This is a genomic window from bacterium, from assembly GCA_029210545.1.
GTDB lineage: Bacteria > BMS3Abin14 > BMS3Abin14 > BMS3Abin14 > BMS3Abin14 > JARGFV01.
Genome location: JARGFV010000016.1, coordinates 16,734 through 34,142 on the forward strand (window position 1 = coordinate 16,734; position 17,409 = coordinate 34,142).

Below are 17,409 nucleotides of genomic sequence, written 5' to 3' on the forward strand. Positions count from 1 at the left end.
TTTTGCGGGCAACAGCCTTCAATCAAGTGCTTCCGCAATGCGGAGTGCCTATTCGATTCCAATACACCGCTTTTGCAGGGATGATGTCTAGCTGGCGGCTACGAGTTGATGGCTGTCAGCTGACACAATTTGACAAAAAAAGAAGCCGGGGCGGATGTCCCGGCTTCTTTTTTCTTTCGGTGAAACGTCTCTTACGGTCGTGCGGTTCCCAGCCAGGCGGCTCCGTCCGGATAGGTCAGGGAGTGATCGACGATGGTGCCATCCAGAGTGCCGTCCTCGACCCAGTCGATGGAGTCGAAGAGCAGCCGCTTGGCATAGTAGCGGTTGTGGGCGAAGGCGCCCGGCTCATGCTTCAGGAGGTTCAGGTTGAAAGCGGCGCCCAGCTGCTCTTCGCTGGTCCAGGCGGTAAATGCGTTGGAATAACCTCCCGCGCTGGTATCGAAGAAGTATGGGTAGCTGCTCAGGTAAAAGACGCCGTCCAGTTCGAACTTGTCGATGAGGATGTCCAGAGCCTCCTCATATCCCTCCCCCTCCTCCTCGACCTCGGCCAGGGTCAGTTCATGGCCTTCGGCGGGATCGTGGCAGTTGGCGCACACCGCTGGCAGGGCGCCGTCGACCTCGACGCTGAAGTAGTGATTGGAAGGTTCTCCGGCCATGTGGCACGTCACGCAGGGGCCGCGCGTCCCGGTACCGTCTTCGTCGTCAACGCCGACCAGGTCGTGGGCGAAATAGGATACGTTCTCGTAGGAGGCTGCGAATTCGTACCCAACGGTCTTCCAGATGATTCCCGCCGCCGCCAGGTAGTGGGAGTTGGCGCCTCCGAAGTTGCTCGTGCTAAGGGCCGAGGCATACCTTTCCTTGACGTCGATGCCCTTGGAGCGGCCCTGGTGGCAGTAGATGCAGGTGGCCGAGGCTCCGGCGTCGGCGATGACCGTGTCCACGTCGGCGGGGACATCGGGGTCGGTGAAAATGGTCGCCTCGCCCTTGAGCCGCAGGCGGTCGTTGAAGGCGGTGGGGTAGTTCTCCCCGTCGTGGCACCCGTTGCAGGTGATGAACCCGTCAGCCGCATCGTCCCAGGCCCCGAGATCGACGGAGTCGCTGTAGGCCCCGCCCGCCGCGACGAAACCGACTGAGTTGTGGCACCGGACGCAGGAGGAACCGAAGCCCCCATGGTCGACCGCGTGCCAGGCGGCCGGTCCTGAGGCGACGGCCACCGTATTGTCGTCAGCAACGATCGGCCCTTCGGCGATAGGGTGGTGAGGACCGTCGGCCCACTGCTGCTGGACCGTCTTGTCGAAGGTATGGGGGCTGTGGCAGCTGGCCAGGCAGGCGTTCTGGTCGTCGCCGGCCGTTACCATCCCGCTGTTGGGCGATGTGTTGGTGAGATCGACGTAGCCGAGCCTGGCCGTGGGAACGGCAAACCGGGTCACCTTGTCGTCCTCGTTGAGGATCCACACCTCGTTGAAGTGCGTGTCGTTGATGGTCCTGTCTCCGTTGAAATAGTAGGGTCCGGCATAGGGCTCCAGGGTGATCACCTCCCCGTGATAGACATCCGTTTCCGCCCACGCACCGGCATCGGGCAAGCTCCACACTTCGAAATCATAGGACGCGATTGTCGTTACAGCCATGGAAGGGGCGTTCTTCTCACCGCCCACATTGTCACCGTTCGCGTTCTGCCAGTACCGGTAGCCGTCGATACTGTGATGGTCCTCATGAGCGCCTCCCTCCATGGGTGAATGGCACTCGGTACAGGTGGTAAAAAGCGCTCCCAGCGTCGAGGTTCCCGCCTGCCTGAGCCCGGCGTTGATGGCGCCGTGCTTGGTGCCGTCCGGCTCATGGCAGGAGGCGCAGTCCACGAAGTACTTGGGCTCGGGTGTGATGTAGTCGCCGATGCTGTCGATGCCCGTATGGCAGGGGTCGCAGGAGGCCCGGTTGGGCGAGTTGTTGGCGTCCGCGTGCCTGCTCTGGAGAAACTCTCCGTACTGGGGATGGCAGACACAGCCCAGCACCTGGTCGATCTGCTCCTGGACCGGGATCGTCGTGGTCTGATCCCCTCCGCTGTCCTTTAACGCGGCTCCACATCCCGAGATAAGGGCGCCGAACATGAGGACCACCAGGACAAAAACAAAATTACGCTTGATAAACATTTTCACTCCTCCTTATCAGTGGCAACGCCGGCATGTCTTGCCGCCGCTGGCGCCATCGAGATAATCCTTCATGTCGTCCCAGTCCCTGGGGTGGGGGTTCACGATCAGGCCCTCCCGTGCGCTGTGGCACTTGAGGCAGACATCCGCGTCGGGGTGGCACGCCTGGCAGGTTGGCAGGCTGCGCCGCGCCTCGCGGGCGTGGGTATCGGTCCAGTCGTGGGACGGCAGGACCGAGTCGCTGTGGCAGATGTCGCACTCCTCCTCCGTCACCAGGTCGTGGGGTCCTCCTCCAGTGGGAAGGTCGCTCCAACTCCTGCGGTGGGACTCGAAAGCCAGGTCCTCGGGTGCGAATTCGCTGTGGCAGTCGGAGCAGAACCGTTCCTCGTGGCACACCGTGCAGCTACGGTTGTCGGCCCTGGCATGGATGGGGTGCGTGACCCTGAAATCGCTGCGGTGCACGTTCAGTTTTCCCTGCTCGTCCGCGAACCCCGCCTTGTGGCAATCGAGGCAGAAGTCCTCCCGGTAGCAGGAAGCGCAGTTGTTCACCAGCTCCTCGGCATAAGGACCGTGATCCCTGTACCAGAAGCTGTCCTGGGTGACGCGGGCCGGTATCTTCACGTCGGCAAGAAAACTCTTTTCGTGGCACTCCTCGCAGCGCTCCAGAGGCGGGGCTATGTCCAGGTCGGCCTCCTGGTGGCAGACCCCACAGTCGGATTCTGTCTCACCGACATGGAAATCGTGGTCGAACACCTTCGCTTCCACGGCGGCAGCAGTGACCGCCATGAAGAGGAGGGCCAGTATGATCGGTAGAATACGTCTCATTTCATCCCTCCTAGAACCGGTACCTGAGGCTGACACGGCCCCGGTTGTAATAGTCGTAGACGACACTCTCGACCCTCTCCACCTTGGCCCTCAGGGTGAGGTCATCGCTCAGGTCCCTGACGCCTTCCAGCCAGTACCTCTTGGCCGTGGTGTCGTCGTCCTCGTCGTCGATACGGTTGTAGACGTTGTATTCGGCGCCCACATCCACTTTCACATCGTAGGGCGCGGGCATCCGGTAGTCGACCTTGATGCCTTTCAGATCCTCGTACCCGCTCCTGTAAACCGCCGCCACGTATCCGCCGTAGCCTCCTTTTTTGCGCAGCTCGCACCCGGCTTCAACCACGTTGGAATCGTCGAAGGATTCGTACATCTCCCGGGTGTAGCTTCCGAAAACAGTCCAGCTGCGGTCCAGGCGGTAATCGGCGCTCACCGAAACCTCCTCGTACTGGTCCACCGCGAACACCGAATAGACGGAGGTGGAATCGAACACGGGCGTATAGCCGAAGTATTCGCTCCTGACGGTCCACTTTTCCCCCGGGACCAGCCGGACCCCCGCCAGGTAGTAGGAGTAAAGCCGGGAGAGCATGTCGTACTGGAACTCCCCGTAGGCGGAGCCCCGCTTGGCCACCTTCGTGCGGCCCGCGACGCCCAGGATCTCGGTGGCAAGGTCGCTCCCAGCCCACTTCTGGAGGTAGCTGGCGGAAAGGTCTGTACCCGCCCAGAGGTCATCCTTTATGGAAAAGCCCCAGATGGTCTCGTCACCCTCGTCGTCCTCAACGGTCACGTAACCGCCGCCGAAGAAAGATAGGGTGAGCAGGTCGTCCCAGTTCCTGTCGATCCTTATCCCGTCCAGGATTGGCGAACCGGCCACCGTGTTGACCCACTGCCGGCCGACCCTCAGATCGGCGCCTGCCCAGATCCCCTTCTTCTGGTAGTAGGCGTAATAGAGCCGGCTTTCGGCATCAACCGCGTCGTTGAGGTCACCGGCGAGCCTCCCGTACAGCCTGAACGCCTGTGACCCGTCACCGGTACCGTCCCTCAGGTCGAGGCGGAAGTACTGATAGACGGGCAGGGCGGCATCGCCGCTCACCGGGTCCTCGTACGATTCCAGCACCGTGGTCGTGTCTCCCCTCGTGCTCCAGTCCGCTTGTGAAACCGGCGGGAAGAGCAGGACAAGGAGAACGAGAAGACCCGCAGGCACGAGAACCGCCCTCATATTTACCGTTCTCTTATCCTTCATATGCGCTCCCAGGAAATGTGTGAAACCGCTTTGATACCTTGGCCTTGAATTCCGGGTATTAAAGATGTTGGCTTCGCAAAAAGTCATCAACGCGCCCCGCGCGGGGCGCCCAAATCAATGACAAGCCGCGCCTGGACTTTTTGCGACCCTGTCAAAGATGATCAGCTTCCATTTCTCCTTTAAAAGGAATATTCCCCGGATATCCCATAAACGTCTTCCGGATGGATCAGATTTTCCATTTTGCGCAGGATCGGGCACAGGGAATCATCACCGTAACAACATGTAGAATTATGGATTGGATCAGGATACAAACGGTTGCCCCCCGGCAGGAATCCTTACCAAGAACGAGAAGGATAAAGCCCCCAAAGCTTGTTTCATAAGTGTAACATACGTTTAAATTCACGCAACTTTTTTTAAATAAAGTCGGCAATTTCAGGTGGATTATCCGGATATTGCATATCTGGTAGCTGGGTTACTCCGTGGGTAAGTCAGACACGGGGAAAGTCATGGTATCGGGAAAAGGGGGCATGGGAGCGGGGAGGAAACGACGTATCGGGGTATCGGAGTGTCGGGGAAAATGCGAAGGGGGCATGGGAGCGTGGGTGCGTGGGCGTGGGAGCATGGGGGAAAGAGCTGGAACCCGGCTCCTTACGACTGCTCCCGGCTATTTCCCATAAACATGCCTGCCGATGCGCCGTACGCGCTCCATCTCCTCCTCCGACAGCGGTCCCAGGTCCAGGGCGGCCATGTTCTCGTCGAGTTCGGCCGCGGTGCGCGGACCGGTGAGGCAAATGTCCACGTGGCCGCTGGAAAGTGCGAAGCGGTAGCAGTCGGCGGCGGTGAGGGGCTTTTCCCCAGGGGGCATTTTCTTCGGGTTGACCAGCCGGCCCCACCGGGTTGCGGTGAACGAGATGATCCCGGGCGGGTTCTCTGACGGGATGTGGGGGAAGATATCCTTCTCCGCCCCCGTGTGAGCGGCGTTGTATCGGACCATGAGGACGTCGACCGGGCTTTGAGGGTCTGCGGCGATCCTCCCGGCAAGGGGGCGGTCGTGGGTGGAGATGCCCAGGTAGCGCACTTTCCCCTCCTCCTTCAACTTCAGAGCCGTTGAAAGCATCCCGCCCCTGGGAACGCCCCGCATCCAGCTCATGAGGAGCAGGTCCACGTGATCGATGCCCAGGCGGCGCAGGCCCTTTTCGTGAAAACGGCGCATGAGCATACCTGACTTGTCGTAGGTCTGGAAAGCCACCACCACATCATCACGGTGAGAACGCGTCAGGTTTCTCAGCGCATCTGCCATCGGGGCACGCCGCCCCGAGCCCCAGAGGAAAAAATTCAGGCCCTTCTCGTGGAACGCCTTTTCCAGGGAATGAGCCGGTGCCGGATAGGAAGCCCCGAAACCGAGACGGCTGACGGAGAGGCCGGTGCGGCCTAGGGTGGTGTGGTTGGTAAAGTTCATGGTTCCTGCCTCCCATTCCGGATTCCACCTTCCACATTCCGCATTTACCTTACATTCGACCCGACCAGCTCCAGGTCGACAAAGCCGGGCTCTTCCTCGCAGCAGAGGGAGAGTTTCTGGACGAAGACCGACATGTGGGGGGTGGAGCGGTGTTTTTCCTCTGAATAGGCGTCCTCGAAGGTCATGAGGTGGAAAAAGGAGACGTCCCCCACACCCCTGTACGCTTCGTAGAAAAGGACAGCCGGCTCATTCTCCTTGACGGCAGCGACGAACTCGGCCACGGCGGCCGTGACCTCGTCGAGCTTGTCCGGCTTGATCCGGTAAAGGGTCATCATGTGGACCTTACTCATGGAAATCTCCTTTGTTCTATAACGGCACGCGTTGAAGGGCAATCTGTTGAAACAGTTCTAAGAGAAAAGAGATAGGTGATATGGTAAACCTTATCTCTAATCACCTGTTCCTTAGCACTAATTCATCCCTTCCCCCAGCACCTTCCTTTCAGTAGACATGGTCCTATTGGATAAAACCTACTATCACAGCTATAAGCTATCAGCTAAAAGCAGTTGTTTTTCTGCGCCCTGCGCCCTGGGACCTGCGCTCTCCATTTTCTATTTTCTATTATCCCAGAACTATCGCTATCCCGGCTGCCACAAAAATGGCCGGCAACAAGTTGCCAATCGGCAGTTTCCTGATCTGTAAGATATCCAGCCCGATGGCAACGATGAGAAGACCCCCGGTGGCATTCATCTCCGCCACAACCGGGTCGGTGAGGAACCCCTGGACCGAGACCGCCATGAGGGTGATCGCTCCCTGGTAGATCAACAGCGGAACCACGGAGAAGATGACCCCGATCCCGAGGGTCGAGGTCAGCGCCACCGAGGCGATGCCGTCGAGGGCCGACTTGGCGTAGAGGATCGTGGGCTCTAGCCCCAGGCCGTCCTGGATGGAACCCATGATGGCCATGGCCCCGATGCAGTAAAGGAGGCTGGCGGTGACGAACGCCTCGGCCACGTTGCCGGCATCCTTGAAACGGTCCTGCAGCCTGTGCCCGATCTTTTCGAGGTGAGCCTCGATGGACAGAACCTCCCCGATGATTCCGCCGATGAGCAGCGCCCCGATGACGATGAGGGGGTTGCGGGACTGGAGGGCCAGCTGGAACCCGATAAGGAGCACCGCCAGGCCCAGTCCCATCATGACGGTCCGGCGCATGCGCTCGGGGATGAGGTGCCCCAGGGTGCGCCCGACGACACATCCGGCGATAACGGCCAGGATGTTGACCAGCGTTCCCTTCAGAATCATGGGAACTCCAGTTCCACGTTCCAGGTTTCAGGTTCCAAGTTTAACTCCTTTGGACTTTGGACATTGGACTTTGGACTCCTCATCACAGCCGCTGTTTAACTTTCTCCCAACTGTCTGTGATGAGGAAGCTCTCCCCCATGTCTCCGGCCATGGCCGCGAACAGGTCCACGGGGACTGCGAAGGACAGAACGCCCTTTTTAACATAAGGACGGGCGGAAATGTCGAACATTCCGATGACGGCCCTCGGCTCCTCCTTCCCCCGCTCGGCAAGGGGAAAGCTGACGAGGGCGCCGCATCCCGAGGCCTGGGGTGAGATGACGCAGAACCGGTCGGCCCTGGAAAAACCCACGAGGTGGAACAGGGCCGTGAGGACGTCGGGCGGAGCCAGCCATGCCACCACCTCGGGGCACTCATCGGCCTTGAGATTGTCGATCCTCGTCGCCACCAGGTATTTGCCCAAGGCCGCCGGGATCTCATAGTCCACAAAGGAGGCCTCGACCAGTTGAGAGTTTTTTTTCAGCCGCAGCCCTTCGACCTTGCCGGGGACACCGCACGAGAGGAACGTTCCGAGGTCAGGGCTGGGTTTGACGGGAAAACCGGAGTACCTCACCCCTCCCTGACACCCGATGGACCCGGCGGTAAAGGCCACCCGCTCCCCTTTCAGGACCAGGTTGAACTGGCCGATCATGCACCCGAACCCATCCCGGGACCGCACGTCGCTCTCGTATTTCCCGTCGTCGGAGTAGAAAATGGCAAAGGGCAGATCCGCACCGGGGAAGAAATGAGCCCAGTATTCCAGGAAACTTTCCCGTATGGCTTCGTTCATCTGACTATCCTTTTTGTCGGGCTTTGATTCAAGATTGATAGAGTCGCAAAAAGTCCAATCCGGGACTTTTCGCTCCACGGAAAGGGGAAAGCGTGGTTTCCCCTTTCCTCACAGATCAATGACTTACAGTGCAAGTCATTGATCTGGGCGCCCCGCGCGGGGCGCGTTGATGACTTTTTGCGAAGTCATCAAGATTCAAGATTCAAAGAGCAGTGCGTAACCAGCACTTTTCTGTCATCGCGAACAGATTCCCAGGTGAAGCGATCTCGCGTTTACCGGGATTGCGTCGTCACGCCAACGGCGTGACTCGCAATGACAAACACTTTCCCGCCCTCCGCCCCAGGCAGGATGGACGAGTCGCCCTGCACCATGGTTTTTCTCCTCTTCCCCTCTTCCAAAGCTGAAGGTCATTCAACCTCTCTCCCCCTCCCCCCCCCTCTCAGGGAAGGTTACTCTCCGACAAGCCCTATCCTGATGATGTCCGCCAGTCGGCGGTAACCATCCTGATTAGGGTGCGCCACATCCATCAAATACTCCGGCGTATTATAACCCCTGAACCTGTCGTTGACATCGATAATGGGGATGGCCCTGTCGCTGGCGATTTTCCGGATAGCTTCGTTGAAGGGGGCCGGGTCGACCCGTCCCAGGATGCTCGCGCCTTTCTGAAGGCGGGTAGTGGTGAGCAGCACCGGTTGTGCACCCTCGGCGAGGATGCCGTCCACCATGGAAGCGAGATTCGAGGCAAAAACCGCCACCGACTCACCGTCCTTCATGTCGTTGAGGCCAAAGGCAATGAGGACGAGATCCGGATCACGGTCCAGGACGTCCCTTTGCAGCCTGGCGAGGCCGTTGGCCGCCGTGTTGCCGGCGACACCGGCGTTGATCACCTCGACGCCTCCGAAACGGGCACCGAGATCGCGGGCCAGCATCTCGGGCCATCCCTCGGGCTGGTTATACCCTTCCACGATGGAGTCACCGAAAGCCACCACGGTCTGGTATTGCCCGCCTTCGAACCCCGCTTTTAACTCGCCGCCTTTCCGGTCGCAGCCGGTGGTCAGCAATAGTAAAAGTAACGGTAAAAGAGTTGTCAGGCCGAGGTTCAGAACGCGTTTCGGGTTTTGCGTTTCGAGCTTCGGGTTCTGGGTATAATTCTCGATCCTCAATCGCGCTTTTCCATTGAACCCCGCACTTCCCAGCCCTGCCTGTCCGTCGCGGCTCGTCAGAACGAAGTCGGAAGCCTGCCAAAGGGTGGGCATTGGACTGATGATCCTCTCCTGGCTCCGGACTGATGTATCCCCAGGCAAAGCGAATTTCAGATCAAGGACAGTCCCCTCGGCCGGCGGTGATGGTGTCTGGATGCAGGCTCCTCCTTCTGAAAGGTTCTTGACCACACCGGCCAGGTTCTCACCTGCCACTGTAAAAGCGCAGGGAAGGGTGGTGGAGATCCGCGGGAACTTTCTATCGACAAGAGCCAATTCATCGTCCCTGGACAAATAAAAGCTTTGGCTCCAGGTCATGGAGTGATAACCTATTGTAACAGCTCACTGTCGAAAACGAGGGCCATAGTTACCGACACGAATATATGTCTAATTTTGTTATTTACCTCATTTCGTCGTATTTTTCTGAAAATATTTCATACTTTATTGACATCCGGTTGCCGCTGACCGTCTACCCGCCCGGAATATAAGGGATTACGATTTTGTAATCTTGGCATGGAGATTGCTTGTTTTACTATACAGCGACGCGCACGAGAATAAGTGCCAGAGGATACACCTTGTCCTGTTCGGTTTTGTGGAGAAGGAGTGAACGAAAATGAAATGGGTCCTGATTGTCGAACCGTCAGAATTCGATTTCAATTACCTCAACCGCGTGATCACCAGGCTTGGTTATCGTACCTTCAGGGCCTCAAGCGCGGAGGAAAGCATCCATCTCCTGGGTGAGAGCCTGCCCGATGCCATCATCTGTGGAGACAAACTGCCGGACAAGGACCCACTTGACCTTTGCCGGGCCCTCAAGGAAGATCCCATGACCACCCGGACACCCGTGCTCATGGCAAGCTCTAATACCGATTTCATTTTCCAGCACAGGGCGCTCAAGGCAGGGTTCGCCGAGATCATCAACCGCCCCATGTCCATACAGGATTTTTTCCTGAAACTGGAGAAATGTCTTTCCGACAGGGGCAGGGTGGTGATCCGGGCGCCCATGTCCGTACCGGTCACAGTGGATTATCAGGACCGGAAGTTCCCCTACACAACCCATACTTTCGGAGAGGGCGGCCTGTTCCTCCCCTCCCCGGATTCCATGTTCCGCAGGACGCTCCTGGGGCTCGAGTTCTGCCTTCCCGGCATCAACAACCTGTTCGATCTGAAAGGCGAGGTCGTCTACACACTCGAGAAAAGCACCGAAGATTGTCCTCCGGGAATGGGGATCAAGTTCGTTGATATCGCTCAGGCTTTGAAAAAACTCCTCAAGGTTTACATGCAGAACTACCTTACGAAGGCCGCCGTCCCGTCCTGATACGGGGAACGGCTGCTGTCGCCAGGGAGAACTGCCATGAAGTGGGTACTGATCATAGACCCGTCGAAGAACGAAAGGGAATACCTCCAGCGCATCGTCGGGCGCCTTGGCTACAGGCTGTTTGCCGCCGAAAACGGCAGGCAGGGCCTTTACTACGCCCGGCAGAGCCTCCCCGATGCCGTCATCATCGGCGAGGGAGTCATGGACTATACGCCCACGGAACTTTGCCGGATATTCAAGGAAGACCCGTCCCTGTCCACAGCTCCCATACTTCACGTCAGCTCAAGCGGTGACCGAACCTGCAGGACTGAAGCTTTCGAAGCCGGGTTTGCAGGCGTCGTGCAAAGGCCACTGTCCGTCAGGCACTTTTTCCAGGATCTCGAACGGTGCCTTTCCAGCACGAGGAAAGATATCCGTGTGCCTGTCAGCATCCCTGTCCGGATTCTCCGGGGCCTGGAGCAGTTTTCCCTCTGGTCTTTCAACATCGGGGAAGGAGGCGTTTACCTGAAAACCATGTCCCCGCTTCCCCCGCAAACGGGGTTGGGCGTCCAGTTCAAACTTCCGGGGCTGCGAAAGCTGTTCGATTTCAAGGGCAGGGTCATCCATTCGATAAAGAGCGATTCAGAGGAGCTTCCGGCCGGGATGGGGGTAATGTTCACAGATATTTCGGAAACGATCCGGACCATCCTCAGCCTTTACATGGAGTACCACCTGACGAGTGCGGAACTGCCGGCAAGGTAGGTGTAAATCAATTCCAGGTTCATCCGGGAAATAAGTACCCGCGAATTAGATCAAGCGGTGGTTGTAAGGGATTAAACCTTTTTTTACCACCCGTTCGTCACGATAAGGATGTGACTCACTGGAGACATCACGCCGCTGGCGTGACAGGCTTCGAACACGGAGGAGATCGGAAGGGGTTAAGCTATTCCCTTCACCTGAGCTGGTCGAGGCTTGACGAACGGGATTGAAATGTATTTCCAGCCCGTGTCGTAAGCCTCATCCAGCGGATTTCGAAGAAATCTTTCTCCCGCCGGGAGAAAGCCATGAAGGGAAAATGGTTCTTACCCTGCTTGCATTGGCGGCACCGGCCCGAGCCTGAACCCAGGTTATCCGCCTTTCTCCGCATTTCTCCGTGACTCCGTGGTGAAATCCCGTGCATTGGCGGCACACGCCCGGGCCTTACCCTGGTTTATCCGCCTTTCTCCGTCTACCCTGAGCTTGTCGAAGGGTGTTCTCTGTAGCTCTGTGGTGAATCAGCTTTGGGGATCTGGAGTGGCAGCACAACCTCCGAGAACATGAACCCCTGCACCGCAACTGTTACCCCATGGACATCGGCTGCCGGGATGTCGCCAAGGTCGATGGTGGCCGTTGCGTCCTGAACGAAAAGGACCTTGTACCCCCTCGAATGGGCGTTTCTGGCCGTTGTATCGCAGCACATGAACGACATGAACCCGGCGATCCTCGCAAGGTCGCTGTCGAGTCCCTCCACTGTCCCGATCCCTCCACCCAGTGTCCAGGACCTGGCGTGAAGCTCCCCTTCGACTTCGTAAAGGGTGAACCCATCCGCGGAAGGGAAAACTGGCGGGAACTGCCCTTTACACGGGAACGTAAAAGTTTGAACGGAAGGACCCGGAACAGTTAACGGGTGCAGATGGTGCAGGAAGTGCATTACTGCACCGAACCTTTCCAGGTCTGCACCCTGCTTCCTGCTGCCCTGCCCTGAGTCCCTTTTCTCTCCCTTCTCCCAGCATACCCCGTCTCCCGGGCGCTGACTTTTACGGCAAAGGAGTCATGTCCACCTGGCGGTACTCTTTCCAGTCAATGCCAAGCTTTCGCATCCTGGCGCGCAGGGTGTGCGGGTTGATCTTCAGAAGTCCCGCGGCGCCTTGAGGACCGTCAATACGGCCGTTTGTCGCCCTCAATGCCGCCTCGATATGTCCTGCGATGACAGTATCGAGTGACGGAAAAACCTGGGGAGAGCCGGACAAAGCTGCCTCGTGGGGATGGTCTCTTTCCGGAAGGCCGGCCGCCGGGCCTGAGAATCCAAGAGCCCTGCCTATTTCCAGGCCCTTGCCGTTCCCCAGAAGAACGGCCCGATCGATCACGCTGGCCAATTCACGGACATTACCCGGCCAGCTGTAGGAAACGAGCTGATTCACCTCTTCCCGTGTAGGTGTCAGCGCCGGCAATCCAAAACGCCTTGCCGCACGCAAAGAAAAGTGTATCGCAAGCGCTTCCATATCCTCAGGCCGCTCGCGGAGAGCCGGCAGAAAAATGGGAAATACAGCGATCCTGTAAAGCAGATCACTGCGGAACTGTCCCTTTGCTGCCATGTCCTGCAGATCACGATGGGTGGCAGCCACAACGCGAACGTCGACTTTGAGCTGACGGTTCCCCCCGACCCTCTCGAAGGTTCCATCCTGGAGAACCCGAAGAAGGCGTACCTGTGCGCCCGGCGGCAATTCACCAACCTCGTCCAGTAACAGCGTTCCTCCATCGGCCCGCTCGAACCATCCCTTCCTGATCCCGACAGCCCCTGTGAAGCTACCCCTCTCATGTCCGAAAAGTTCTGAATCAATAAGCTCAGGGGGAATGGCGCCGCAGTTCACGCGGATAAACGGGCCTGATACTCTCCCGGAACGGGAGTGAACAGCACGGGCCACCACCTCTTTTCCCGACCCCGTTTCACCAACGATCAGAACGGGGACATCCGAAGGGCTTACCACCTCAACGAGGGACATCGTCTGGCGCAGGCCGGACTCTGCCCCCACGATATCCTGGCCGATCTCACGGCGGCCCAGTTTCATCAACAGCGAGTGATGCTCCGCCATGACCGTTTCATGCTCGGTCCTCATTTCGCGGAACCTGCCCGCCTTGTCGAGGGCCAGGCTGAACGGTTCCAGCAGCGCCCGCGCGACCTCCCTGTGTCGCGGGCTCAGCGATTTTGACTTCCGGCTCAAAAGGAGCAGCAGGCCCAGGGTTCCATTGGTACAGCTCAACGGTCCTGCCACCAGTTCCCCTTCCATCCCTCCGGGCAGGAACAGCTCACGCTCCCGGATATCATCCCCGGTAAAATGGGCGATCTCGCCTTTCCGACACCAGGCGAGCAGCCGCTCGAGATCAGTGGAGTCAATATTACGTGTCCGGGCCGGCGGTGGAACGTTACCGGCCACGCCCGTTCCCACGGTTTCAATGCGTGACTGCTGAAGGTTGATACGCTGAACCAGCAGAAGCTCAAGGGGCAGATGCTCTCGTATCAGCAGCGCTATCCGCTCTGTGGCCCCCTGGATATCGCTGTCCTGGAACAGTTCCCGCCAGATACCCATAAGTAGTGTTGGTATTCGTTCCATGTCACCCTTTCCCCATCGTAAAGCACATATTTATCGCATATATGAAATATTTCTATCATATTTCACGTGTCAATGGCAAGCAACTCCCAAACAGTACTTTTTCCCCATAAAATTCAACAGGTTATGGAGTTGAGCATAGCGGCACAATTGTTGCTTTGTCTGTTGTCAATCCATCCGTTGGAATATTAACCGCGCAACCGGTCCTGGAAAAGGCCACCAGCAAGCTGGGGGACAAACAATGGAATTGCAATCAAAAGTCAGGACCGTACCGTGCGAGATCGCTTCGGCGGAAGCTGTGACCACCCTCGGTTGGGAGGTGGCCAGGCAGCTGGAACGTGATAAACCCACCGTCCTGGAGCGGCTCAAACCTGACAGGAGAATGGTCCGGGCCGCTCTCGTCGGGATGATTTCCTTCTTCACGGTTTTCCTGGTCGGGTGCTGGCTGGCAGGCAATCCCTTCAGCGCCACCCAACGTGTCGCCTCCGAATTCATCATGGCCAGGGGATGGGCCGGCACCGACGCCTGGAGCATATTGTGGGGGGTGGTGGGGATCGCCATAATATTGGAGTTCCTGGATGCTGCCGCGGGGATGGGATATGGTACCGCCATCACGCCCCTGCTCATGCTGCTTGGTTTTGACCCCATTCAGATCGTACCGGCCGTGATGATCCAGCAGGCGGTCGCCGGGCTGACAGGAGCTTTTCTTCATAATGAGTTCGGAAATGTGGAGTGGAAGTTCAAGCCGATGTCGGAGACGGTGAAACTCTGGCTGATCATTTCCCTCATCGGATGCCTGGCCGTGGTCTTTTCCATTACGGCTGTCTACGGGATACTGAAGATGGCCAAAGTCTGGATCAAGGTCTATGTCGCGATCCTGCTTGTTGTCATGGGCGTCTCTTCGCTGATTGTCGCGAGAAAGGATCGGGCCTACAAACCCGGAAAGATGTTCTTTTTCGGTGCCATGGCCGGGTTCAACAAGGGTGTCGGAGGGGGCGGATACGGCCCGGTGGTGACGGTTGGGGGGATCCTTTCCGGTGTGCCGGTGAAAAGCATGCTGGCTGTCACGGCAATTTCGGAAGGAACAGTATGTGTTTGTTCCATCGTCGTCTGGCTGGTAATGTTGCGCATGGGTACCGTCATCGATTTCATCCTGCTCCCATCCATGCTTCTGGGCAGCATGGTGGCCGCTGTTGCCGCCCCCTACGCTACCCGGATCTTCCCGGAAAAGGCGTGGAGGACGCTGGTACCCCTTTATTGCTGCATACTGGCGGTATGGTGCTTCTGGAAGGCGGTCCCGGAGGCAATGACACGGCTGTTTTATTGATCCCCCGGAGCAGCGGGGTCGGGGTGGGTCTAGAATAGTCTATTTCCTAATTCTCCCTCTCCCCATCGTGGGAGAGGGTCGGGGTGAGGGGGCAAGTTCACCCCCACCTCGGTCCTCCCCCCTCAAGGGGGAGGAAGGGTGAGGTGAAAAACGATTATTTTAGCCCCGCCTCGCGAAGCAGCTTGAAGAAACTTTTCGCGAGGTAATAAATAGTGCCTGAAAAATATCAATTCAATCGCATGGAGTTTTCAGGCTCGCTGGGAGACCTCGGGACTCTGCTTCCGATGGCCATGGGGATGATCCTTATAAACGGCCTGGACCCTGCAGGTTCGTTCCTTGTCATCGGTTGTTTTTACGTATTTTCCGGGATCTACTTTGGCGTAACGGTACCGGTCCAGCCCATGAAGGTCATCGGGGCGTATGCCATCGCGACCAATATGACCGCGGCCCAGATATCGGCTTCCGGGTTCCTGGTCGGTTTCTTCCTCCTGATCATCGGTGTGACAAACGCTATTTCCATCGCGGGAAAATACATACCGAAACCGGTGATCAAAGGTGTCCAGTTGTCTACGGGTGTTCTTTTGATGGCAGAAGGCGTCAGGTTCATAACCGGCGGCTCAAAGTTCCAGATACTGCACCAGGCCGCCGAACCATTCATGAAAGTTCAGAGCCTGGGCCCTGTACCCATCGGGATCCTCATCGGTGTAACAGGAGGCTTCCTGACGCTGCTGTTCCTGGAAAACAGGACATTTCCCGCGGGGCTTGTGATTGTAGCTGCCGGCGTTTCACTTGGAGTGGTTCTCGGTACACACCAGGGTCTCGACGGTGCGATCCACGACCTTTTTTCCGGGCTGAACTTCCCGTCGATCCTTCCCTTTGGATTCCCGAAGGAGGCTGACTTCACGTTTGTGCTCCTTGCCCTGGTGCTTCCTCAGATACCCATGACCGTCGGGAACGCGGTTGTTGCCTATGTCGACCTGTCTCACGAGTATTTCCAGGAAGACTCAAGGAAAGTAACCTTAAGATCCAGCTGCATCAGCATGGCCGTGGCCAACTTCGCGGGGTTCTTTCTGGGCGCCATGCCTCTTTGCCACGGCGCCGGCGGACTGGCCGCGCATTACCGTTTCGGCGCGCGTACCGCGGGGTCGAACCTCATCATAGGAACCATATTTATCGTTCTGGCCGTATTTTTCGGACCCCATGTACTCTCGATACTGTACCTGGTCCCGATCTCGATCCTGGGCATCCTGCTCTTTTTTGCGGGAAGCCAGCTTTCACTTGAGATTATTGACATGAAGAATCGTAAGGACCTTTTCGTTTCCCTCGTTATCCTTGGGGTGACCCTTGCCTCGAACCTGGCCGTCGGCTTCATCCTGGGTATTGGAATAGCGTATGCGTTAAAGTCCGACAGATTGAAAATCTGATGCCATACCCGGAATCCGTCGATTGGGCCCCTCCGGCCGGGGTCGGGGCGTCGATCAACAGTTCCTGACGCTGCCCGGACATTTTCTTCGGACCCGAACCGAAAAAACGGCCTCTCCGATGCCCCGACCGGGGGCTGTTTCAGACCAATCGCGGATTTCGGGACCCTTCTCCTTCTTCCCCCCGCAGACAGCGCTGTGCTAAAATCTGCCCGTGAGCGTCCTTTACTTCCTAGACCTCCTGGGAACAGCCGCCTTCGCCGCATCGGGCGCCCTCGCCGGCGTTCAGCGCAGGATGGACCTGCTGGGCGTCGTGGTCCTCGCCCTCGTCACCGCCGTGGGCGGCGGAACGATCAGGGACATCCTTCTCGGCACCGTCCCTCCCTTCTGCTTCACGGACGAGAACTACCTCTACCTGTCCATCGTCGTAGCCCTTTTCATCTTCTACTTCCACCACAGCCTGGACTTTCTCCACAGGCCCCTCCTCTACTTCGACGCCCTGGGGCTGGGAACGTTCCTGGTCATCGGCACCGGCAAGGCCCTCAAGTACAATGCCGGCTTCCTTGTAGCCGTGATGATGGGGGTCATGACCGCGACGGCCGGGGGGGTCGTCAGGGACGTCCTGTCCGACCAGGTGCCTTTTATCCTGCAAAAGGAGATCTACGCCACCGCCTGCATCTTCGGGGGGATCCTCTACTACATCCTCTACCGGTTCGGCCTCAGCGAATCGCTCACCGCCGTGATCGCGGCCCTCGTTGTCGTCATCATCCGTGTCATCGCCATTCACAGGCACTGGTCACTGCCGGTGGCGAAGATCGACTGAGGCTCCGGGTTTTGGGTGTTCGCTTCGCTCAGGTTCCAGGTGCGCGGAGCTTCGCTTCGCGGGTTTTGGGTTTTGCGTTTCGGGTTTCAACCTCAAGCATCAAACTTGATAGAGTCGCAAAAAGTCCAATCCGGGACTTTTCGCTCCACGGAAAGGGAAAAGCGTCGTTTTCCCTTTCCTT

At 58.0% G+C, this 17,409-nt stretch carries 15 protein-coding genes; 5 read left to right on the plus strand and 10 right to left on the minus strand.

Annotated features, from left to right (window positions below):
- Positions 1-191: 191 nt before the first annotated feature.
- The 8 genes from P1S46_03125 to P1S46_03160 all read right to left on the minus strand — a co-directional run bounded on the left by P1S46_03125 (position 192) and on the right by P1S46_03160 (position 9,268).
- Positions 192-2,147, minus strand: a complete 1,956-nt coding sequence (locus P1S46_03125) for a hypothetical protein (GenBank protein MDF1535479.1) — start codon at positions 2,145-2,147, stop codon at positions 192-194.
- 15 nt (positions 2,148-2,162) lie between these two features.
- Positions 2,163-2,969, minus strand: coding sequence for a cytochrome c3 family protein (locus P1S46_03130; GenBank protein ID MDF1535480.1), 807 nt, complete (start codon positions 2,967-2,969; stop codon positions 2,163-2,165).
- 10 nt (positions 2,970-2,979) lie between these two features.
- The gene (locus P1S46_03135) at positions 2,980-4,209 is read right to left on the minus strand and encodes a hypothetical protein (GenBank protein MDF1535481.1); all 1,230 of its coding nucleotides are present in this window, start codon (positions 4,207-4,209) and stop codon (positions 2,980-2,982) included.
- Positions 4,210-4,873: 664 nt separating this feature from the next.
- A complete protein-coding gene (locus tag P1S46_03140; protein MDF1535482.1) occupies positions 4,874-5,668 on the minus strand; it encodes an aldo/keto reductase in 795 nt (264 codons plus the stop codon).
- Positions 5,669-5,712: 44 nt separating this feature from the next.
- Positions 5,713-6,018: an antibiotic biosynthesis monooxygenase gene (locus tag P1S46_03145; protein MDF1535483.1), complete on the minus strand. Its 306-nt coding sequence runs from the start codon at positions 6,016-6,018 to the stop codon at positions 5,713-5,715.
- A 268-nt stretch (positions 6,019-6,286) separates the two neighbouring features.
- On the minus strand, positions 6,287-6,967 hold the full coding sequence (locus P1S46_03150; protein ID MDF1535484.1) for a DUF554 domain-containing protein: 681 nt from the start codon (positions 6,965-6,967) through the stop codon (positions 6,287-6,289).
- An 82-nt stretch (positions 6,968-7,049) separates the two neighbouring features.
- A complete protein-coding gene (locus P1S46_03155) occupies positions 7,050-7,793 on the minus strand; it encodes a DUF169 domain-containing protein (protein ID MDF1535485.1) in 744 nt (247 codons plus the stop codon).
- A 449-nt stretch (positions 7,794-8,242) separates the two neighbouring features.
- Complete coding sequence (locus P1S46_03160; protein MDF1535486.1) at positions 8,243-9,268, minus strand: GDSL-type esterase/lipase family protein; 1,026 nt, start codon at positions 9,266-9,268, stop codon at positions 8,243-8,245.
- A gap of 337 nt (positions 9,269-9,605) precedes the next feature.
- Here P1S46_03160 and P1S46_03165 point away from each other — a divergent pair, with 337 nt between their 5' ends.
- Positions 9,606-10,310, plus strand: coding sequence for a response regulator (locus P1S46_03165; GenBank protein MDF1535487.1), 705 nt, complete (start codon positions 9,606-9,608; stop codon positions 10,308-10,310).
- Between the two features lie 36 nt (positions 10,311-10,346).
- Positions 10,347-11,051 (plus strand): PilZ domain-containing protein, encoded by a 705-nt coding sequence (locus P1S46_03170; protein MDF1535488.1) that lies wholly within the window; start codon positions 10,347-10,349, stop codon positions 11,049-11,051.
- 466 nt (positions 11,052-11,517) lie between these two features.
- Here the strand turns inward: P1S46_03170 and P1S46_03175 are convergent, their stop codons facing one another.
- Positions 11,518-11,799 carry an isochorismatase family protein gene (locus P1S46_03175; GenBank protein ID MDF1535489.1) on the minus strand — a complete coding sequence of 94 codons (282 nt, stop codon included), beginning with the start codon at positions 11,797-11,799 and terminating at the stop codon, positions 11,518-11,520.
- Positions 11,800-12,085: 286 nt separating this feature from the next.
- Positions 12,086-13,660 carry a sigma-54 dependent transcriptional regulator gene (locus P1S46_03180; GenBank protein MDF1535490.1) on the minus strand — a complete coding sequence of 525 codons (1,575 nt, stop codon included), beginning with the start codon at positions 13,658-13,660 and terminating at the stop codon, positions 12,086-12,088.
- Between the two features lie 238 nt (positions 13,661-13,898).
- Between P1S46_03180 and P1S46_03185 the strand changes: the two genes are divergently transcribed.
- From P1S46_03185 to P1S46_03195, 3 genes are all read left to right on the plus strand, one after another.
- Positions 13,899-14,984: a sulfite exporter TauE/SafE family protein gene (locus P1S46_03185; protein MDF1535491.1), complete on the plus strand. Its 1,086-nt coding sequence runs from the start codon at positions 13,899-13,901 to the stop codon at positions 14,982-14,984.
- 212 nt (positions 14,985-15,196) lie between these two features.
- Positions 15,197-16,408 (plus strand): putative sulfate/molybdate transporter, encoded by a 1,212-nt coding sequence (locus P1S46_03190; GenBank protein MDF1535492.1) that lies wholly within the window; start codon positions 15,197-15,199, stop codon positions 16,406-16,408.
- Between the two features lie 211 nt (positions 16,409-16,619).
- A complete protein-coding gene (locus P1S46_03195) occupies positions 16,620-17,228 on the plus strand; it encodes a trimeric intracellular cation channel family protein (protein ID MDF1535493.1) in 609 nt (202 codons plus the stop codon).
- The last annotated feature ends 181 nt before the right edge of the window (positions 17,229-17,409 follow it).